This window comes from Pseudomonas entomophila (assembly GCF_013523125.1).
GTDB lineage: Bacteria > Pseudomonadota > Gammaproteobacteria > Pseudomonadales > Pseudomonadaceae > Aquipseudomonas > Aquipseudomonas entomophila_B.
Window position 1 is genome coordinate 91,763 of sequence record NZ_JAAMQJ010000001.1, and the last position, 17,235, is coordinate 108,997.

The 17,235-nt window shown below is 67.1% G+C and carries 11 protein-coding genes and 2 riboswitches; of the genes, 9 read left to right on the plus strand and 2 right to left on the minus strand.

All coding sequences use genetic code 11. The features are described from left to right. Positions 1-3: 3 nt before the first annotated feature. Positions 4-1,071 (minus strand): cobalamin biosynthesis protein CobW, encoded by a 1,068-nt coding sequence (gene cobW, locus G7007_RS00370; RefSeq protein WP_181098555.1) that lies wholly within the window; start codon positions 1,069-1,071, stop codon positions 4-6. A gap of 92 nt (positions 1,072-1,163) precedes the next feature. Then, a riboswitch (cobalamin riboswitch) is annotated at positions 1,164-1,351 on the minus strand. Positions 1,352-1,514: 163 nt separating this feature from the next. Continuing rightward, positions 1,515-1,736: riboswitch (cobalamin riboswitch) on the plus strand. 147 nt (positions 1,737-1,883) lie between these two features. Between cobW and G7007_RS00375 the strand changes: the two genes are divergently transcribed. The 9 genes from G7007_RS00375 to G7007_RS00415 all read left to right on the plus strand — a co-directional run bounded on the left by G7007_RS00375 (position 1,884) and on the right by G7007_RS00415 (position 14,669). Further along, positions 1,884-2,069 carry a CbtB domain-containing protein gene (locus tag G7007_RS00375; RefSeq protein ID WP_181098557.1) on the plus strand — a complete coding sequence of 62 codons (186 nt, stop codon included), beginning with the start codon at positions 1,884-1,886 and terminating at the stop codon, positions 2,067-2,069. A gap of 10 nt (positions 2,070-2,079) precedes the next feature. Beyond that, a complete protein-coding gene (locus G7007_RS00380) occupies positions 2,080-2,760 on the plus strand; it encodes a CbtA family protein (protein WP_181098559.1) in 681 nt (226 codons plus the stop codon). A 17-nt stretch (positions 2,761-2,777) separates the two neighbouring features. Beyond that, positions 2,778-3,182, plus strand: a complete 405-nt coding sequence (locus G7007_RS00385; RefSeq protein WP_181098677.1) for a cobalamin biosynthesis protein — start codon at positions 2,778-2,780, stop codon at positions 3,180-3,182. A gap of 26 nt (positions 3,183-3,208) precedes the next feature. Beyond that, positions 3,209-3,955, plus strand: a complete 747-nt coding sequence (cobM, locus tag G7007_RS00390) for a precorrin-4 C(11)-methyltransferase (RefSeq protein ID WP_181098560.1) — start codon at positions 3,209-3,211, stop codon at positions 3,953-3,955. 289 nt (positions 3,956-4,244) lie between these two features. Continuing rightward, positions 4,245-4,859 carry a response regulator gene (locus G7007_RS00395; RefSeq protein ID WP_181098562.1) on the plus strand — a complete coding sequence of 205 codons (615 nt, stop codon included), beginning with the start codon at positions 4,245-4,247 and terminating at the stop codon, positions 4,857-4,859. A 3-nt stretch (positions 4,860-4,862) separates the two neighbouring features. Next, positions 4,863-8,150 (plus strand): ATP-binding protein, encoded by a 3,288-nt coding sequence (locus tag G7007_RS00400; RefSeq protein ID WP_308852274.1) that lies wholly within the window; start codon positions 4,863-4,865, stop codon positions 8,148-8,150. A gap of 465 nt (positions 8,151-8,615) precedes the next feature. Beyond that, on the plus strand, positions 8,616-9,134 hold the full coding sequence (locus tag G7007_RS00405) for a gluconokinase (RefSeq protein WP_181098563.1): 519 nt from the start codon (positions 8,616-8,618) through the stop codon (positions 9,132-9,134). A gap of 143 nt (positions 9,135-9,277) precedes the next feature. Then, entirely contained in the window at positions 9,278-9,604 is a 327-nt protein-coding gene (locus tag G7007_RS00410; protein ID WP_181098565.1) for a hypothetical protein, read from the plus strand. Positions 9,605-9,776: 172 nt separating this feature from the next. Further along, entirely contained in the window at positions 9,777-14,669 is a 4,893-nt protein-coding gene (locus tag G7007_RS00415; protein ID WP_181098567.1) for an NEL-type E3 ubiquitin ligase domain-containing protein, read from the plus strand. Here G7007_RS00415 and G7007_RS00420 read toward each other — a convergent pair. Next, on the minus strand, positions 14,641-17,145 hold the full coding sequence (locus tag G7007_RS00420) for a UvrD-helicase domain-containing protein (protein WP_308852275.1): 2,505 nt from the start codon (positions 17,143-17,145) through the stop codon (positions 14,641-14,643). The two genes, G7007_RS00415 and G7007_RS00420, sit on opposite strands and share 29 nt — an antisense overlap. Positions 17,146-17,235: the final 90 nt, after the last annotated feature.

Sequence of the window (17,235 nt, forward strand, 5' to 3'; positions counted from 1 at the left end):
GGGTCAGGCGCCCAGGGCCTGGCGCAGGCGCGTCTCGAGCAGCGCCGCGTCGAGGTCCTGGCCGATCAGCACCAGGCGCGTGAGGCGCGGCTCGTCGGCCCGCCAGGCGCGGTCGAAGTGCTTGTCGAAACGCGTGCCGACGCCCTGGATCAGCAGGCGCATCGGCTTGCCCGCAATGGCCGCGAAGCCCTTGGCACGCAGGATGCCGAACTCGACCACCAAGGTGGTGAGGGCGTCGAGCAGGCGCTGCTCGTCCGCTTCGGGCAAGTCGATGGAGATCGAGTCGAAGGCGTCGTGGTCGTGGTCGTCCTCGCTTTCGCCGTCGTGATGGCTGTCGTGGTGCGTGCGGCGCCCGTCGATGTGCACTTCGGACTCGGCGCCCAGGCCCAGCAACACCTCCAGCGGCAGGCGACCACGGCTGGCTTCGATCACCTTGACCGCCGGCGGCAGCTCGTCCATCACCTCGGCGCGGACCTTGGCCAGGTCGTCGGCCGCGATCAGGTCGGCCTTGTTCAGCACCACCAGGTCGGCACTGGCCAGCTGGTCGGCGAACAGTTCGTGCAGCGGCGACTCATGGTCCAGGTTCGGGTCGAGCTTGCGCTGGGCATCCACCTGGTCTGGGTAGGCAGCAAAGGTGCCGGCGGCCACGGCCGGGCTGTCGACCACGGTGATCACCGCATCGACCGTACAGGCGTTGCGGATTTCCGGCCATTGGAAGGCCTGCACCAGCGGCTTGGGCAAGGCCAGGCCACTGGTTTCGATGAGGATGTGGTCCAGGTCGCCGCGTCGGGCTACCAGCTCGCGCATCACCGGGAAGAACTCTTCCTGTACCGTGCAGCACAGGCAGCCATTGGCCAGCTCGAAGACCCGCCCCATGGCCTCCTCTTCGGTGCAGCCGATGCTGCACTGTTTGAGGATCTCGCCGTCGATGCCCAGCTCGCCGAACTCATTGACGATGACCGCGATGCGGCGGCCCTGGGCGTTGTCCAGCATGTGCCGCAGCAGGGTGGTCTTGCCCGAGCCGAGAAAGCCGGTGACGATGGTGACGGGGAGCTTGGCCAGTGTTTTCATGTCGATGCCCTTGGCAGGATGGCGGGCATGCGGGACGACAGCACGGGCCTCTGGCCAGGCTGGCTCGCCACCGGGACACCCCGCCCGGTTGAAGTCGCAAACGTCTCGAGGCAGGTCTCCTGGCTTGCACCCTGCCAGCCCGAAGCTGACCGGACGACGCCTTCCCGCGTCGCGCGCAGTGGCCCTGTCGTCCTGGGGGTGTCTACAGTTGCGGGGGCAGCCGCGGCCTCGAACCGCGTTCCCGTCTTAGCCCCGACCGGCCATGCGCCGTGTGCAGCGTCGAACGGCCCAGGCCTGGAACGACGGGATGCAGACCGATGGCGAAGCGGCGGTCGAGGAACCTCGAACCGGCAAGGCTACGCAGTGGCTGGCAAGCGGTCAACCGCCACCGCGCCGCGTACCGACGCCTTGGGCGGCATTGACGCTCCTGAGCGCGCATGCTTTCCTACGCGTCTGCGTAAGGTGCCCCACTCGGGGTGAAACGGGAAACCGGTGCGTCGCAGGCTCCTCGAGGGCCACGACAAGGCCGGTGCTGCCCCCGCAACGGTATGCGAGCCATGCGTCATCGTGCCACTGGGCCAGTCCGGCCTGGGAAGGCGACGTGTGCCAGGAGAGCCCAGCTCTCGCTCGTCAGCCCGGAGACCGGCCTTTCGCCTGATCAACACCCCGCGGTGGGCGGGCGCTGTCGCATGATCCCGAAGTCGTCCCGAGCCTGACCGTGGGTGCCTGCTGGCGCTTGCTCACTGGCTGAGGGCTCGACGGGTCCCTCGCGCGTGCCTGATCACCCTCACCTGCAGCAGAGGAACGCGCTCATGGCTTCGACGCTCACCCCTTCCCGCCTGGCACAGCCTGCCAGCCTCACCCAGCGCCTGGTCATCGCCACCGGCGCCGGCCTGCTCGGCCTGGCACTGGTCTGGTTCGCCGGCTTCTCGCACATCGACGCAGTGCACAACGCCGCCCATGACACGCGCCACAGCGCAGCCTTCCCTTGCCACTGAGGCCTCCCGCATGATCACGCGAATCGCCCGCACGGCCGCCTTCAGCGGCCTGCTCGCCGCCCTGCTGCTGACGGCCCTGCAAAGCCTGATGGTCACGCCCTTGATCCTTGAGGCCGAAACCTACGAGCATGCCGAACCCCACGTGCACACCGCCGAAAGCGCCACGCCTGCACACGTGCATGACGAGCAGGCCTGGTCACCTGAGGATGGCTGGCAGCGCGTACTGTCGACCACTGGCGGCAACCTGGTGGTCGCCGTCGGCTTTGCGCTGCTGCTGGCCGGCCTCTACAGCCTGCGTGAGCCCACCCGGATCGGCACCGGGCTGGCCTGGGGCCTGGCCGGCTTCGCGGTGTTCTGCCTGGCGCCCACCTTGGGCTTGCCGCCCGAGCTGCCGGGCACCGCCGCCGCCGACCTGGGCCAGCGCCAGACCTGGTGGATCGGCACCGCCGCGGCGACCGCCGTGGGGCTGGCGCTGCTGGTGTTCACCCGCCACTGGCTGCTCAAGCTGGTCGCGCTCGCAGTGCTGGTGCTGCCCCACGTCATCGGTGCGCCACAGCCGGTGGTGCACGAGAGCCTGGCGCCCGCAGCGCTGGCGCAGCAGTTCACGTGGGCGTCCTGGGCCACCAATGCGCTGTTCTGGACGGCCCTCGGGCTGGTCAGCGCCTGGCTGTATCGGGGCCGTCGGGCCTGATGACGCCCGGCGGCTCGATCCCCGACCTGTTCGTCGGCTTCGGCTGCCGACGGGGCTGCCCGGTCGAGGAGCTGGCGAGCCTGCTGACACAGACGCTGCAGGCCCGAGGCTGGTCGATGGCGCGGCTGGCGGGGCTCGCCAGCGTCACCCTCAAGGCCGACGAGCCAGGCCTGCAGGCCCTCGCCGAGCGGCTCGCCCTGCCCCTGCACGCGTTCGATCCCCACGCGCTGCACGCCTTCGATTCCCAGCTCACGCACCGGTCGCCCGCCGCTTGGCGCGCCACCGGTTGCTGGGGCGTCGCCGAAGGCGCGGCGCTGGCCCTGGCCTCCCACCGTGCCGGCGCCGCCCGGTTGATCGTGCCTCGAGCGGCCAGCGCCCAGGCCACCTTGGCCATGGCGTGCCACCCCAGCTTTACGGGATAATCGGCGTTTTTCGCAAGGATCCCTCCATGACCGTGTACTTCATTGGCGCCGGCCCAGGCGACCCCGAGCTGATCACGGTCAAGGGCCAGCGCCTCATCCGCCAGTGCCCGGTGATCATCTACGCCGGTTCGCTAGTGCCTCCCGGCGTACTCGACGGCCACCGTGCCACCCAGGTGATCAACAGCGCCGAGCTGCACCTCACACAGATCATCGATGCCATCGCGGACGCTCACGCCCGCGGCCTGGACGTGGCCCGGGTGCACAGCGGCGACCCCAGCCTGTACGGCGCCATCGGCGAGCAGATCCGCCACCTGCGCGCCTTGGGCATCGACTACCAGATCATCCCCGGCGTGACCGCCACCGCTGCCAGCGCTGCGCTGCTGGGCTGCGAACTGACCCTGCCGGACATTGCCCAGACGGTCATCCTCACCCGCTACGGCGACACTTCGCCCATGCCCGAGGGCGAGGCCCTGGCCGACCTGGCCCGGCACCGCAGCACCCTGGCCATCCATCTGGGCGTGCGCAACCTGCCGCGCATCGTCGACGAGCTGCTACCCGCCTACGGTGCCGACTGCCCAGTGGCCGTGGTACACCGCGCCACCTGGCCCGACCAGGACTGGGTACGCGGGACGTTGGCCGACATCGTGGCGCAGGTCGACGCCAAGGGCTTCCGACGTACGGCGTTGATCCTGGTAGGCCACGTACTGGGCGATGCACCGTTCGCCGAGTCGGCACTGTACCGGGCTGGGCATGCGCACCTCTACAGGTCTTGACCCTTTGGTCCAGACCGGCTGCCCTGCCTTCCCACGCGCGCCGAACACGTCCCTTTGGTTGCGACCCGTGCGCGACGCTCGTGGCGTTGGACTCTCCTGCGCCAAACGCCCACGACCGATCCGCGTGTAGGAATTTTCTACAAGTCTGTCTGCTTTTTTCAACAGCCCTATACTGCCTATTACGGATACCTGGGACTTCGACGTATCGTGCCGCCCGCCGTCAGCTCTTGCTGACAGAATGATTCCTATAACTGACGGGAATCAGATTAATTTCCGACAGGAGTTTCTGATGACAACGGTATTGGTGGTGGACGACCACCCCACGGTACGCCTGGCTTTGCGCATGCTGCTCGAACGTGAGCGGTTCATCGTAGTGGGTGAAGCGGAGAACGGCGCCGATGCCGTGCAGATGGCGCGACGCCTGGCCCCGGACGTGGTGATTCTCGACATCGGCCTGCCGGGCCTGGATGGCATGGAAGTGATCAAGCGTCTGAAACTGTTCGAGGTGCCGCCGCGCATCATGGTGCTGAGCGGTCAGCCGGCCGACCTCTTCGTACGCCGCTGCCTGGATGCCGGCATCGCCGCGTTCGTCAACAAGAACGAAGACCTCGACTCGGTGATCTTCGCGCTCAAGGCCATGGTCAAGGGGTACTCGACCTTCCCGCAACTCTCGGTCAACAGCCATACGCTGGAAAGCGAGACCGTGCGCCTGGGCTATCTGTCCAACCGCGAAATGGAAGTCCTTCGGCGTCTGTCGCGCGGCGAGAACAACAAAAGCATCGGCGTGAGCATGAACCTGAGTGCCAAGACCATCAGTACCTACCGTGGCCGCATCATGGAAAAGCTCAAGACCGAATCGCTGGTGGAAATGGTCGATCTGGCCAAGCGCAACCAGGTCACCTGAATCTTGAATGTCCTGATCCTGCTCGTCATGTGTGCGCTCATGGGCGGATACGCCACCACGGCCGACGCCTTCGAACCTCGTCAGCTGCTGGCCCGCTCGCTCAGCGTCAGCCAACCACTGCCGCTGACGACGGCCGATCAGCACTGGCTGGCGCAGCGCCAAACCTTGATCCTGGGCAGCTCGAGACCCGATTACCCACCCTTCGACATCAATATCAGTCCGCTGGACTACGAAGGCATCACGGCCGACTACGCCGGCCTGATCAGTCAGTTGCTCGGCATCCCGATCCAGGTGCGGCGCTTCGACGACCGCCAACAGGCACTCGCGGCCCTGCACGCCGGGCAGATCGATCTGTTGGGCAGCTCCAATGGCTTCGAGGCGGCGGATGCCGACCTGGCCCTGAGCCAAGCCTATGCCGATGACTTGCCGGTGATCGTCAGCACCCCCGCGCACGCCTTGGGCACCGGGCACACATTGGCTGGGCTGCGCCTGGCGATGGTCGACCACTACTTGCCGCAGGCGCGCGTCCGTGCCCTCTATCCCGGCGCCACGCTGATGCCGATGAGCTCGACCCTCGCCGGGCTGTCGGCGGTCCTGCTCGGGCAGGCCGATGCCTACCTGGGCGACGTCATCAGCAGCGACTTCATGATCGCCAAGAATTACCTGGGCCAGCTGCGTATCGATCATTTCGTCAAGGCGCCGCGCGAATCCTTCGCTTTCGCCGTGGATCGCCGCGAGGCCACCTTGCTTCGGCTGGTCGACCAGGCGCTGCTGGCCATCGGTGACAGCGAACGGCTGAACATCCTGCGACGCTGGACCAGCGGCACGACACGCACCTTGCTGGAGCAGGACGCCGCCACGCTGACCGAGCAGGAGCAGCGCTGGATCGCCACGCACCCCCCGGTCAAGGTCGTGATGACCCCGACCTTGCCGCCCCTGACCCTGGAGGATGACGATCGTCGCCTCAGCGGCATGACCGTCGACCTGCTGGCGCAGATCGGGCGCCGCACCGGCCTGCGCTTCGAGATCGAGACACGCGATTCGGTACAGGCCATGGTCGATCAGGTGGCCCGGGGCGAGGCCGAGCTGGTCGGCGCGCTGGGCTACGGCGATGAGCGCGCGTCGCGATTGCTCTATACACGGCCCTACCTGGTCAGCCCGCGCGTCGTGGTGACGCGGGTGGGCACGCCGCTGTCCGGCACGTCGCTGGCCGGGCAACGCGTGGCACTGCTACGCGGCTCGCCGCTCAAGGCACCGCTGCTGGCACGTTTCCCCGATGTCCGCATCGTCGAGGTGGAAAACCCGCTGCGCCTGTTCGAAGCCGTCGCCACGGGCAAGGCGGATGCCACCCTGAGCGCTCAGGTCAACGCCAACTACCTCATCGGTCGCCTGTTCAAGGGGCGTTTGCAGATCGCCTCGACGTATGGCGACGAGCCGGCCATCGCGGCCTTCGCGGTGGGGCCGACGCAGCCGGTCCTGCGCTCGATCCTGGACAAGACCTTGCTCAGCATGCCACCCGAGGAGCTCGACGCCCTGTTCGGCCCCTGGCGCAGCACGGCCTTGGTGAACGCCAATCCCTGGCACGATTACCGCACCCTGGCGCTGTGGGTGCTGGTCTTGTCAGGGCTGCTGCTGGTCGGTGTGCTGCTGTGGAACACCTGGCTGCGCACGCTGATCCAGCAGCGTACCGCCGCGCAGCAGGCCCTGCAGAGCCAGCTGGCGGTGAGCCGGGACCTGCTCGAGCAGTTGCGCCAGGCCAAGAACGTTGCCGAACAGGCCAACCGCGCCAAGAGCAGTTTCCTGGCGATCATGAGCCATGAGATCCGCACCCCGATGAACGCGGTCATCGGTCTGCTGGAGATGGCGCTGCAGGAACACGAGCACGGCCGCAGCGACCGACGCGCCCTGCAGACGGCGCACGATTCGGCCATGGGCCTGCTGGCGCTGATCGGCGATATCCTCGATATTTCGCGGATCGAAGCCGGCCACATGAGCCTGCACCCGGTACCGACCGAGCTGGTCGGGCTGGTCGAGTCGACCGCGCAGGTGTTCGCCGTCAACGCGCGGGCCAAGGGTGTGCAACTGACCGTCAACCGGCCACCGGTGGCAGTGTGGGTGATGGTCGATCCCCTGCGGGTGCGCCAGGTGCTGTCCAACCTGCTGAGCAACGCCATCAAGTTCACGCCCCAAGGCCAGGTGCAGGTGTACCTCGACGCCCAGGGCCTGGACAACGGCGGCACGCTGGCCGTGCACCTGCAGGTGCGCGACAGTGGCATCGGCATCAGTCAAGCGGACCAGGCGAAGCTGTTCGCCGTGTTCTCGCAAGTGGAGCAACCTGGGGCCCACCAGGGCGCCGGGCTGGGCCTGGTGATCAGCCGGACCTTGTGCGAGCTGATGGGCGGCAGCCTGGCCCTGAACAGCGCACCTGGCCAAGGCACGCAGGTCGACGTACGACTGAGACTGGAACCGGCGCAACCGATCGAGGCCGAACGGGCCCCCGAGGCAGTGCCCGGCGCATCCGGCGCACGGGCGCTGCAGGTTCTGGTGGTCGATGACTACCCGGCCAACCTCATGCTGCTCGAAAAACAGCTGACCAGTCTCGGTCACCGGGTGACCCTGGCCGAAGACGGTCGGACGGGGCTGGCGCAGTGGGAGACCGGGCGTTTCGAGGTGGTGCTGACCGATGTCGCCATGCCGACGCTCGATGGGCATGCGCTGGCACGGCGCATCCGCGCACTGGAACGCGAACAAGGCCGCCCTCCCTGCCGCATCCTGGGGATCACCGCCAATGCCCAGGCCGAAGAACGCCAACGCTGCCTGGACAGCGGCATGGACGACTGCCTGTTCAAACCCGTCGGACTGCAAGCGCTGCGTGTGCATGTTCCCCCGCCCGACGTGACCGACACGCCCACCGCGCCGGTCGAGCCCATCGCCACGACCCCTGTCGACGTCAGGCCCAGCGGCTTCGACCTGGACGCGCTGCGCCATTTGACCCAGGGCGATCCACACCTGGAGCTGCGCCTGGTCCGCCAATTGGCCCAGAGCAATGCCCAGGACCTCGAGGCCTTGCAGGCCCTGGGCGACACGCCTGACCCCGAAGCCGCACGGGCCTTGGTACACCGCATCAAGGGTGGCGCCAAGATGATCCGCGCACGTGGCGTGGTGGCCGATTGCGAAAGCCTGGAACGCAGCGACGGGCCCTGGGACGGCTCGGCACTGGCGCTCTTGCAGGCGCGCGTGCGCAGCCTGCAGCAGGATCTGGAACGGCTGGCGAAGGAACGTGCCGGGTAGGCCATGTACGCGAAGTCGCCACGCGACGTGCAGGCAAGAGGAAAGCAGGCGAGCGGTGCTCGGCGCCACCGAGGCTGAAGGCGCGTGCCGCGTCTGCGTCGAACACCGCAAGGCCGCCGCGCGGATGCCTGACGTACACAGGCTGCGTTCGCCCCCTACCCAGGCCTTTCAATGGCTTTGCCTCACACGATGTGGAGCACATCGCTGATCTGGTAGAGCGGTTCATCCCCACTGTGAGAACGGGTTTGGCCGCGGTGCAGGCGGTAAGGGGTGGACGCCATCGCGGGCAAGCCCCACAGGAGGACTGCACTTGCCTGCCTCATGCCGGTGAATCTGCGGATCAACAATGACCCTGTCTTTGGACTTTTCCAAAGACGTTGAAAACGTTGACCCCTAGGCCTCGAGGAACGCTGCAGGTACCCTCGCTGTCGCAAGCACAGTGACGCAACCTTCACAGGAGGCAGGATGGATTCGCTGACGGCGCTCGTGGTGATGGGTGTATCCGGATGTGGCAAGAGCAGCGTGGGCATGGCGATCGCCGTGCGCAGCGGCGGCCACCTGATCGAGGGGGATGCCTTCCACAGCCTCGAAAGCATCGCCAAGATGCAGGCCGGCATCGCGCTCGAAGACGCCGACCGCGCCGGTTGGCTGGAGCGCCTGTGCGAGGCGCTGCAAGCCTCGGTCCGCCGCGCAGAGCGGCCGGTCCTGGCCTGCTCGGCACTCAAGCGCCGTTACCGGGATACCCTGCGTCAGGCGGTCCCTGGCCTGGGATTCGTGTTCCTCGAGCTGAGCCCGGCCGCCGCGCGCGACCGAGTGACCTTGCGCCTGGGCCACTTCATGGCGCCCAGCTTGATCGACAGCCAGTTCGCCACGCTCGAGCCGCCCATCAACGAGCCCCTGACGCTGACCCTGGATGCCTTGCAGCCCGCCTCGACCTTGGCTGACCAGGTCGATGCATGGCTGACGCTCAAGAGCGCTCCGTGAGCGCGTCGCCGTCTCGAATGACCGCCTGTCGTGTCAAGGGCACCTCTACCCGGCGCTTGGGCACCAACCTTTGAGTAACTGGCCAGATACGTTGGCCATCGATTCCAGCGTCGCACGCGATGCGCTTTCGAAGGAGCTTGACCATGAAGCGATCCCTGACCACCACGTGCCTGCTCGCCGCCGTGCTCGCCTCGCCCCTGGCCCTGGCGGTCGGTACCGGCCCGACTCATCCGGACGATCCACACAAGGGCGCACCGACCCCTGGCGTCGACAGCACCCTGAACCCAACCGAGGGCACCATGCCCACCTCGCCGGATTCGCGTGTTCAAGGCAATGGCCCTGATTCGCCCCCGGCACGCCAAGAGCACGGCAACCCAGGCTTGCCGGGCCAGAAAGGCACAGGCTCGGAGCGCAACAGCGACCTGGACGGTGCCCGCACCGGCGATGGCTCCACGACCACCCAGCCGTGAACGTCGCCGAGCGCGCCGGGCTCCACAGGGTCTGACGACGCTCGACAAAGCGCGCGGGGTAGATCGCACGGCGACTCCCCCGCGTCACCCCCGTGCCCGGTGGTAGCCATCCACCACCTTGATCGAGTCCTTCTGGGATTGGATGGCGGCTTCTCTCCCAGGAGCCACCCCCATGACCACGCCTGCCTTCCACCACGCCCAGATCGCACGGGCGTTTCCTGACTGGTCCAGACACCTGCATCCCGTGGATGCCTCGCGCCTCATCGCCGCTGCACGTGCCCCCTATCTCGACGAGCAAGGCGCTCCCTTCAGTTGGTACGCGGTTGCCGATGAAATGGACAGACAGTCGCTGAGCGAAGCCTGTCGAGCACGTGACGCCAGTGCGCGGGCGTTGGCCGAGGCATTGCGCGACAAGCGTGATCCGATCGGTTTCTGTACGCCCTTGCTGCAAGAAGCCCTGGGCGTGGACGTGCCGGTCGAGACGGCGCAGTACGTGTTCCAACCCTTCAAGGTGGAGCAGAACTGGACCCTCGAGCCCATCGACCCGAGCGTGCTTCCCGCCGGCGACCCTCTTGCGCCAGCGACGACGGTCACCGCAGACGGCCCCGCGCAGGCGACCAGCCTGCTGGCCGCCGCCTTGCGCAACTTCAAGGGCTTGGAGGCGGTCGGCCCACTGAGCACGGTGCGCCGAGGCCCGCAAGACGACACCCCGTTGCCAGGGTTGGGCGTGGACCGCTTCGTCAAGGTCTGCCGCCGCCTGGACCTGGGCAGGCGTTACCAGGATCACCTTGCCGCCCTCTACCACGGGGCCCAGGCCACAGCGATCGAGCATGCCTGGATCCAGGCCAGTCTCGATCAGCTTCGGCTGGACACCCACGTGGCTGCCCTGAGTGGCCTGATCAGCCAGGCGGCGCGGCGCACGCTACTGGACTGGTGCGATCAGGTACCCTGCGTGACCTACGCCGGTCGGCCGTTGACGTGCCAGCGCCTGGAGCTGTTCGGCATCGCCTTGCATGACGTGCTGATCATCAGCACCGAAGCCCCTGACCGGGTCAATCCGTGCCTCTTGCACATGCCGGGGCATCCCAGCCAGCCCTTGCGCGAATTCGAATCGACCAGGGCCCTCGGCAAGCAGCTGGCCTTTGGACTGCAGAGGGGCAGCCATCGCCGGCACATGCTAGGCAATGCCTTGCTGACACAACAACCTGCCTTGGACGCCCATTTGCAAGCAGCCCTGTTCGAGCGCCGCGAGCACCTGGGGGATGAGGTGTCGGTCCCGGTGAGTTCACCCAAGATCAGGGCGGAGCCTCGCCCATTGCCTGCCACGCCATGGCGCGAGCTGTACAAGGCCCATGTACGAAGGCTCAAGGCCGATGCCGCCTACGTCGTGGTGCCCACCGCACGCGTGGATGCCGAGGCACGCTTGACGCTGCTCGAGCACTGGCTGGCCAGAGGTCTGGATGCGCTCAACGTGGCGGCCATGCTGATACCGGGCCTGGGCCAGGTGATGCTGGTGGTCAGCGCGGCGCACGTGCTCGACGGTATCTTCCATGGCATCGAGGCCTGGGAGGACGGCCAGCGCGCCGAAGCCTTGGGCCAGGTGGGATCCCTACTGCTCGACACGCTCAGTGCGGGTGCATTGGCCGGCGCATCGCTGGCCGTGAAGGCCTCTGGCTTCATCGATGCCATGGAAAGCGTGTTCGTCGATCGGCAAGCCCGTCTCTGGCATCCCGACCTTGGCGTCTACCGCAGCGACGTCGCGATACCGCCGGACACCCTGCCCAATGCCCTGGGCCAGTACGTGCTCGATGAGCGTCACTACGTGCGCCTGGACCAGGGGTGGTTCGAACAGACCTTGGACACCGACGGGCGCTGGCGCCTGCGTCACCCCAGCGACCCGAACGCCTATGCACCGGCCTTCGTCCATGACGGTGCCAGTGGCTGGCGACTGACTCACGAGACACCGCTGGACTGGGACCTTCTGACCCTGGCGCGACGCCTGGGACCGGCCGCTCAGGCATTGCAGGAGGCTGATGTCCTGGCAGCCTTGTCGGCCAGCGCGACCGACGATGCGCTGCTTCGCCATTGTCACGTGGCCTCCGAACCCCCGCCCGTTCTGCTGACCGACGCGTTCGTACGCCTGGGCGTCGATGACGAGGTCGAGGACGCCATCGACCGCGTGCGCGAGGGCTTGCCCCTGCCGGCCTACAAGAACCTGGCTGTCGCAGCATTGGCGCAGCTGCCTGGCTGGCCTGAGGATCACGTCCTGGAGGTCTTCACCGGCAGTGAGCGATGGGGGACGTCGGTCCGTTACGGGCGCACGCCACGGCCAGGCGATGTGATCGTGAAGATGAGCCGCGATGAATTGGCCAACGGCGATCTGGCGAAGGTGGTGATCGAGCAGATCGATGCCGAGACCCTCGCGGCAGTGCTGCCGCCCGGGGCCGCCCTGGAGCAACCGGTGCCGGCCTTGCAACAGGTCCTGGCCGACGCCTTGGGCTCTCAGCGAGAAGCCCTGTTCGCCCGGTTTCATGAAGCGCGGCAGGTGGCGCCGAGCGCGAACGCACGGACACTTGGGCGGCACTTCACGGGCTTGCCGAACAACGCGCTGAACGCGTTGCTGGACGCCGCCAGCCAGACCGAGCGACGCCAACTCGAGGCGGGGCGCGTGCCGTTGCGGGTGGCCGAAGAGGCGCGCCGACTGCAGGCACGCTGCCGCCTGGAGCGTGCCTTGCTCGGTTTGCACCGGCCCAGCCTGGCCACTGCCGATACCCAGACCCTGCTCGCGGCCTTGCGCAAGGCCGAGCCTGAGCTGCCTGCCGAGCAGCTGTTCGCTGCAGCGTGCAGGCGGCGTGATTGGGCGGCGCGCACCCTTGGCCAACAGCCGGTCAAACCTGGCTTTCGCTCACCGCTGCGCCTGAGCGATGGTCGTCTGGGCTACCCCCTCAGTGGCCGGCCTCGACGACTGCCGTGGCTGCGCTCGGCACAGACCCGTCTGCAGGATCTCTACCCCAGCCTTACCGCAGCGGAGCGCGCGCACGTGCTGTCCCAGCTGCGCGCACGAGGCCCGCTCGCCGATCAGTTGGTGGCCCTGCAACACGAGCAGGACGCCTTGGCCCTCAGCCTGCTGCGCTGGACCGAGGCGGTCGACGGCGACGAACGCCAGGAGCGCCGCCTGCTCAGCCGCGGCCTCAACCGCGCCTGGCGACGCGAGGGTGGCGCGGACCTGGCGTTCAGCAACCTGAGCCTGAATGAGCTGCCCTCTCTGCCCGCACGCTTCGATCATGTCCGCAGCCTCAGCCTGCCGGGGCTGAACCTGCGCTCGATGCCAGGCGATTTTCTGCAAAGCTTTCCCCGGCTCGAGCGATTGCACGTCGCCTTCGATCACGGCCTGGATGCACAGACCCTGTTCCACGCCTTGCGCAGCGCGCCACAGCTGCGTGCGCTGAGCCTGGTGGACCTCAACCTTGAGCACGTGTCGGCACACGCGGAAGCTGTCCTGACCAGTATGCGTTCACTGACCGAGCTGTCCTTGCAGCGCAACCTGCTGGTCCTGACCGAAAGCAACTGGCGGACGCTGGCTCGCCTGCCGCTGACCTCGCTCAACCTGCGCATGAACCGCATCACCCTGACGCCGACCCTGGCCCAGGTGATCGGCGAGATGGTCAACCTGCAAGTGCTCGACCTGTCGATCAATCCATTGCAGGTGGCACCGGCACTGGATGGCCTGACTCGCCTGCACACCCTGCACCTGCATGACTGCCAGCTGAGCACCTGGCCCGAGGCGCTGAGCCGCTTGATGCAACGGCCGACCCCTGCACTGCGGCGGCTGGAGCTGAGCGGCAACCACATCACCCAGGTGCCAGGGCTGGAGGCAGTGCTCGACTCATCCTACCTGCGCGAGCTGAACGGCAGCCCCATCGAGCGCTACTGGCGCTTCAACTTCAACGACCTGGAGCAGCAGACGGCACGCCAGTTGGCAGCAGCCGGCGTGTCCGTGTTCGAGCACGAGATGATCGCCGAACCGGCACGCCACGTGGACTGGCTCGATGACGCCGATGACGCGCAACGACAGGTATGGCATGGCCTGTTCGGCGAGGGCGCGCATCGCGAGCTGCGCGACGTCATCGAACGGGTGGGCCGCTCGGCACAGGCCAGGGACAACCTGGGCACCTTGCGCCCCCAGGTCTGGGCCCTGTTGGAACGTGCCGCCCAGGACACGGTCCTGCGTGAGCGACTGAATGAAATCGCCGGGGACTTCCCTGCCACGTGTGGCGACGCCGGGGCCGACGCCTTCAGCGCGTTGCAGATCGAAACGATGGCCCATGACGAAAGCGCCACGAGCGAACTGCCTGGTCCCTACCTGTTCAATGTCTATCGCAGGCTGTTCCGCCGCGACCAGGTCAACGTCCTGGCAGCGCGCCTGCATGCGGCGCGGCTCGAACGTCAGGCGGCCTTGATCGCACGTGCCCAGGGCCAGGCGGACGACGGTGCGCTGCCGCCCCTGAACCCGCTCGACGACATCCGCGACGATCAGTTGCTCTACGGCGGCGTGGACGACATCGAAATTCGTCTGGCCTTGCGCCAGGCCTTGGCCGAAGCACTGGCGTTTCCCGAACCGAGCCAGGACATGCTGTACCGGGAAACGGCCCAGGTCTCGCTGACCACACAATTCAACGTTGAAGAGGCCGTTCGAGCCTCGGATGCCGATGCCCAGGCGCGACGCCGCTGGATCGCGGCGCAACCCGCCTGGCAACGGTTCCTGCGGCGCCGCGAAGCGAGGCGCTTCGATGAAGTGGACGCGCGCTGGTACGACGCTCTGGACTACCTCGTCAGCTGCCTTGACACGGACAGTCCTCTGGTCGAGACCCTGGACGCGTCGGTGGTCAACGTGCTGCGCGACACGCTGCCCTCGTCACCGCTCGACGAGGCTGGACATCCACGACGGCTGCCGCTCACCGACCATCTGTACCGGCAGGCCGTTGAACGTGTCAGCGCTGCTCGACAGGCCGCAGTGGACGCGCTGATCGCCCAGCTCACCGCCGAGCAGGACCCGAACCCTTGACCGCTGACCCGGCACGTCGGTCCTCGAAACAGGCCTGCGTGCCATCGACCCGTGCCGAAGCGCGTGCCAGCACGCTGGCTTCGCCGGTCGGCGGATCGACGAACCAATAGCAGTGCCTGATCGCCCGTGTCACGGCGACGTAGGCCAGGCGCTGCACCTCGTGCTGCTGTGCAGTGTCGAACGCCTGCGGATCGCCAGGCTCGCCAAGACCCGCCATGCGGTAGACCTGGTTCTTGTAGGGCGAACGGGCCAGGTACTGGCAATCGCCCAGCAGAAACACCGTATCGGCCTGCAGGCCTTTTGCGCTGTGATAGGTCAGCCGGCGTATGCGCCGCTGAGCGGCAGGCACGCGCGAATCCTCTTCGATAAGAGCTGAAATTTGCTTTTCAATCAAAGGTTTATCACTGCTTTTTCGAAATAGCATCAAGATACTGTCGCCTCGGCGGTAGTGCACGTCCAGGGTCGCGGCGAGCACTGCGTCGTCCCTGTCCAGCACCATGACCGGTGTCAACGGCAGCTCGGCTGCCACGCCACTGGCACGCGCCTTCTTGCCCGGCACCGCAGGCGCGCCCTTGACCAGGTGCTGGGCAGCGTCGATCACCTGCTGCTGGCTACGGTAGTTTTCCACCAGCATCACGCGCGTCATGGAAGGCGACTTGAAATGCTCGGCGAACTGCATGAAGTACGTCGGCGAACTGCCGCGCCACCCGTAGATCGACTGCCAGTCGTCCCCCACGCACAGTAACGAGGCGTGCTGTGCCACGCGGCCTGCCTGCATCGCCGGCCCACGGCGCCGGATTTCGGCCAGGCTGGCACGCAGCCAGCTGACGATCTGCGGCGAGACGTCCTGGAACTCGTCGACCATCAGGTGCGTCAGCGGGCGCAGCAACGCATCGGGCAGCAGTCGCAGGTTGTCCGCATTGCGCTCGCTGAACAGCGCGAACATGCGGTTGTAGGTCATCACGGGCGGCGACTGATCGAGCAAGTGGTCCTCGAACGCCGCCCAGAACAGGGCCAGGGCTTCGAAGAACGAAGCATCGCTGTCGCCCGGGGGGAAGGCCATGTCGGCCACGGCCGCGTTGACCTCCAGCCCGAGGTTCTCGATGAACCCGGCGGCGCCGACGAAGGCGTCCAGCAAGGGGGCTGGCGCCAACTCGCCCTTGATCTTGACCTCGAAGCCAGGCCCGGCCACGGCATCGCCGGCCAGCGCCTGTGCGAACCCTTTGCCGACGTCATAGCTGTCCAGCCAGATCAATGGCTGGTCGCAGAAAGCCTGGAACAAGGTGCGCTTGACCGCCCACTCGGCCCGTGCGGACAAACGTGCGCCAGGGCGCTGGCGTTGGGTCGACTCGCTCGGGTCGAACCCGAGCATCACCCAGGCGCCGGTGCTCGCAAGACGCCCCTGGACCCGGAAGTCGCAGCCCCGGATACGCACGACGTCACGGCACGGCTCGATGCCCTGGATCGGCCACGCCTCTGCGGCGTACCAGAGGTCTTCGATGAGGTCGCACAATTCCTCGTCGCGCTCGGCGGCCAACTGCGTCACCTGGACGCGCTTCTGCACGTCAGGATGCTGCGGGTCGAGCGGTTTGAGCTGCATCGCTTCCTGGCGCAAGGTGGCGACGAGCTCGGCGAACCGCGGATCGCTGCCCATCAGCTTGCCATAACAGCGGTTCAGGTGCTGGCGCTGGGCGTCGCTCAAGCGCAGGTCGAAGGGGTTGCTCTCGACGTCTGCCGCCACTGCCTCCTGCGCCTGGCTGCCGAGCATCTCGAAGGCGCTCAAGCGGTCGAAGCCAGGCAAGCTGCGCACCAGCGGCAAGATGCGCGAATGGAAGGTACGCACCTGTTCACGCGCTTGGGCCGGTGTCGGCGCCACCCCCCAGTGTTCGAAGACCTGACACAGTCGCTGGATGAAGTCCTTGCGTGACTCACGGGTGAAGGTGACCACGGTCATGGCATCAGGCTCGTAGCCCAGGTAGTGCTGCAGCAGCAGGATACGCAGCACCAGCGAGGTCGACTTGCCGGCACCGGCGCCCGCCACTACGCAGGTGGACGGTGTGTCGCTGAAGATCATCTTCCACTGCGCCGGGCTGGGCTGTGCCTGAGCGGGCAGGCGCGCGGCCACATCGGCCTTGAAGCGTTTCTTCAATTCCGGGGTGATCGGCAGGCGCCAGTCATCGAACAGGTGATCGTCCTCGCCCGGACGTGCGGGGACCGCATGGCGATGGTCGCGAATGACCAGCACCTGGCGACCCGCTTCGAGCCCCTCGCGGTGACCCTGCTCGAAACCTTGCTGCACCCCCTCGGCCTGTCCGTCGCACCGCCCGGCCTGATGCCCGAGGTGCCAGGACTCCAGGTGCTGCGCCCGCAACCGAGACAGACCACCCCCGAACAGACGCGCGAGGAGACGGCGCAACCAGGGAAGCTGCGCCGCCGGCAAAAGAGCAGGCAAGGGCTGGGATGGATCGACGGGCACGGTCACTCCAGAGGGGAAACGAATCAGGCTGCATGGTGGCGGGAAGTCGACGAAATGACCAGTGTTCGCAGCGAGATCATGGACTTAGCT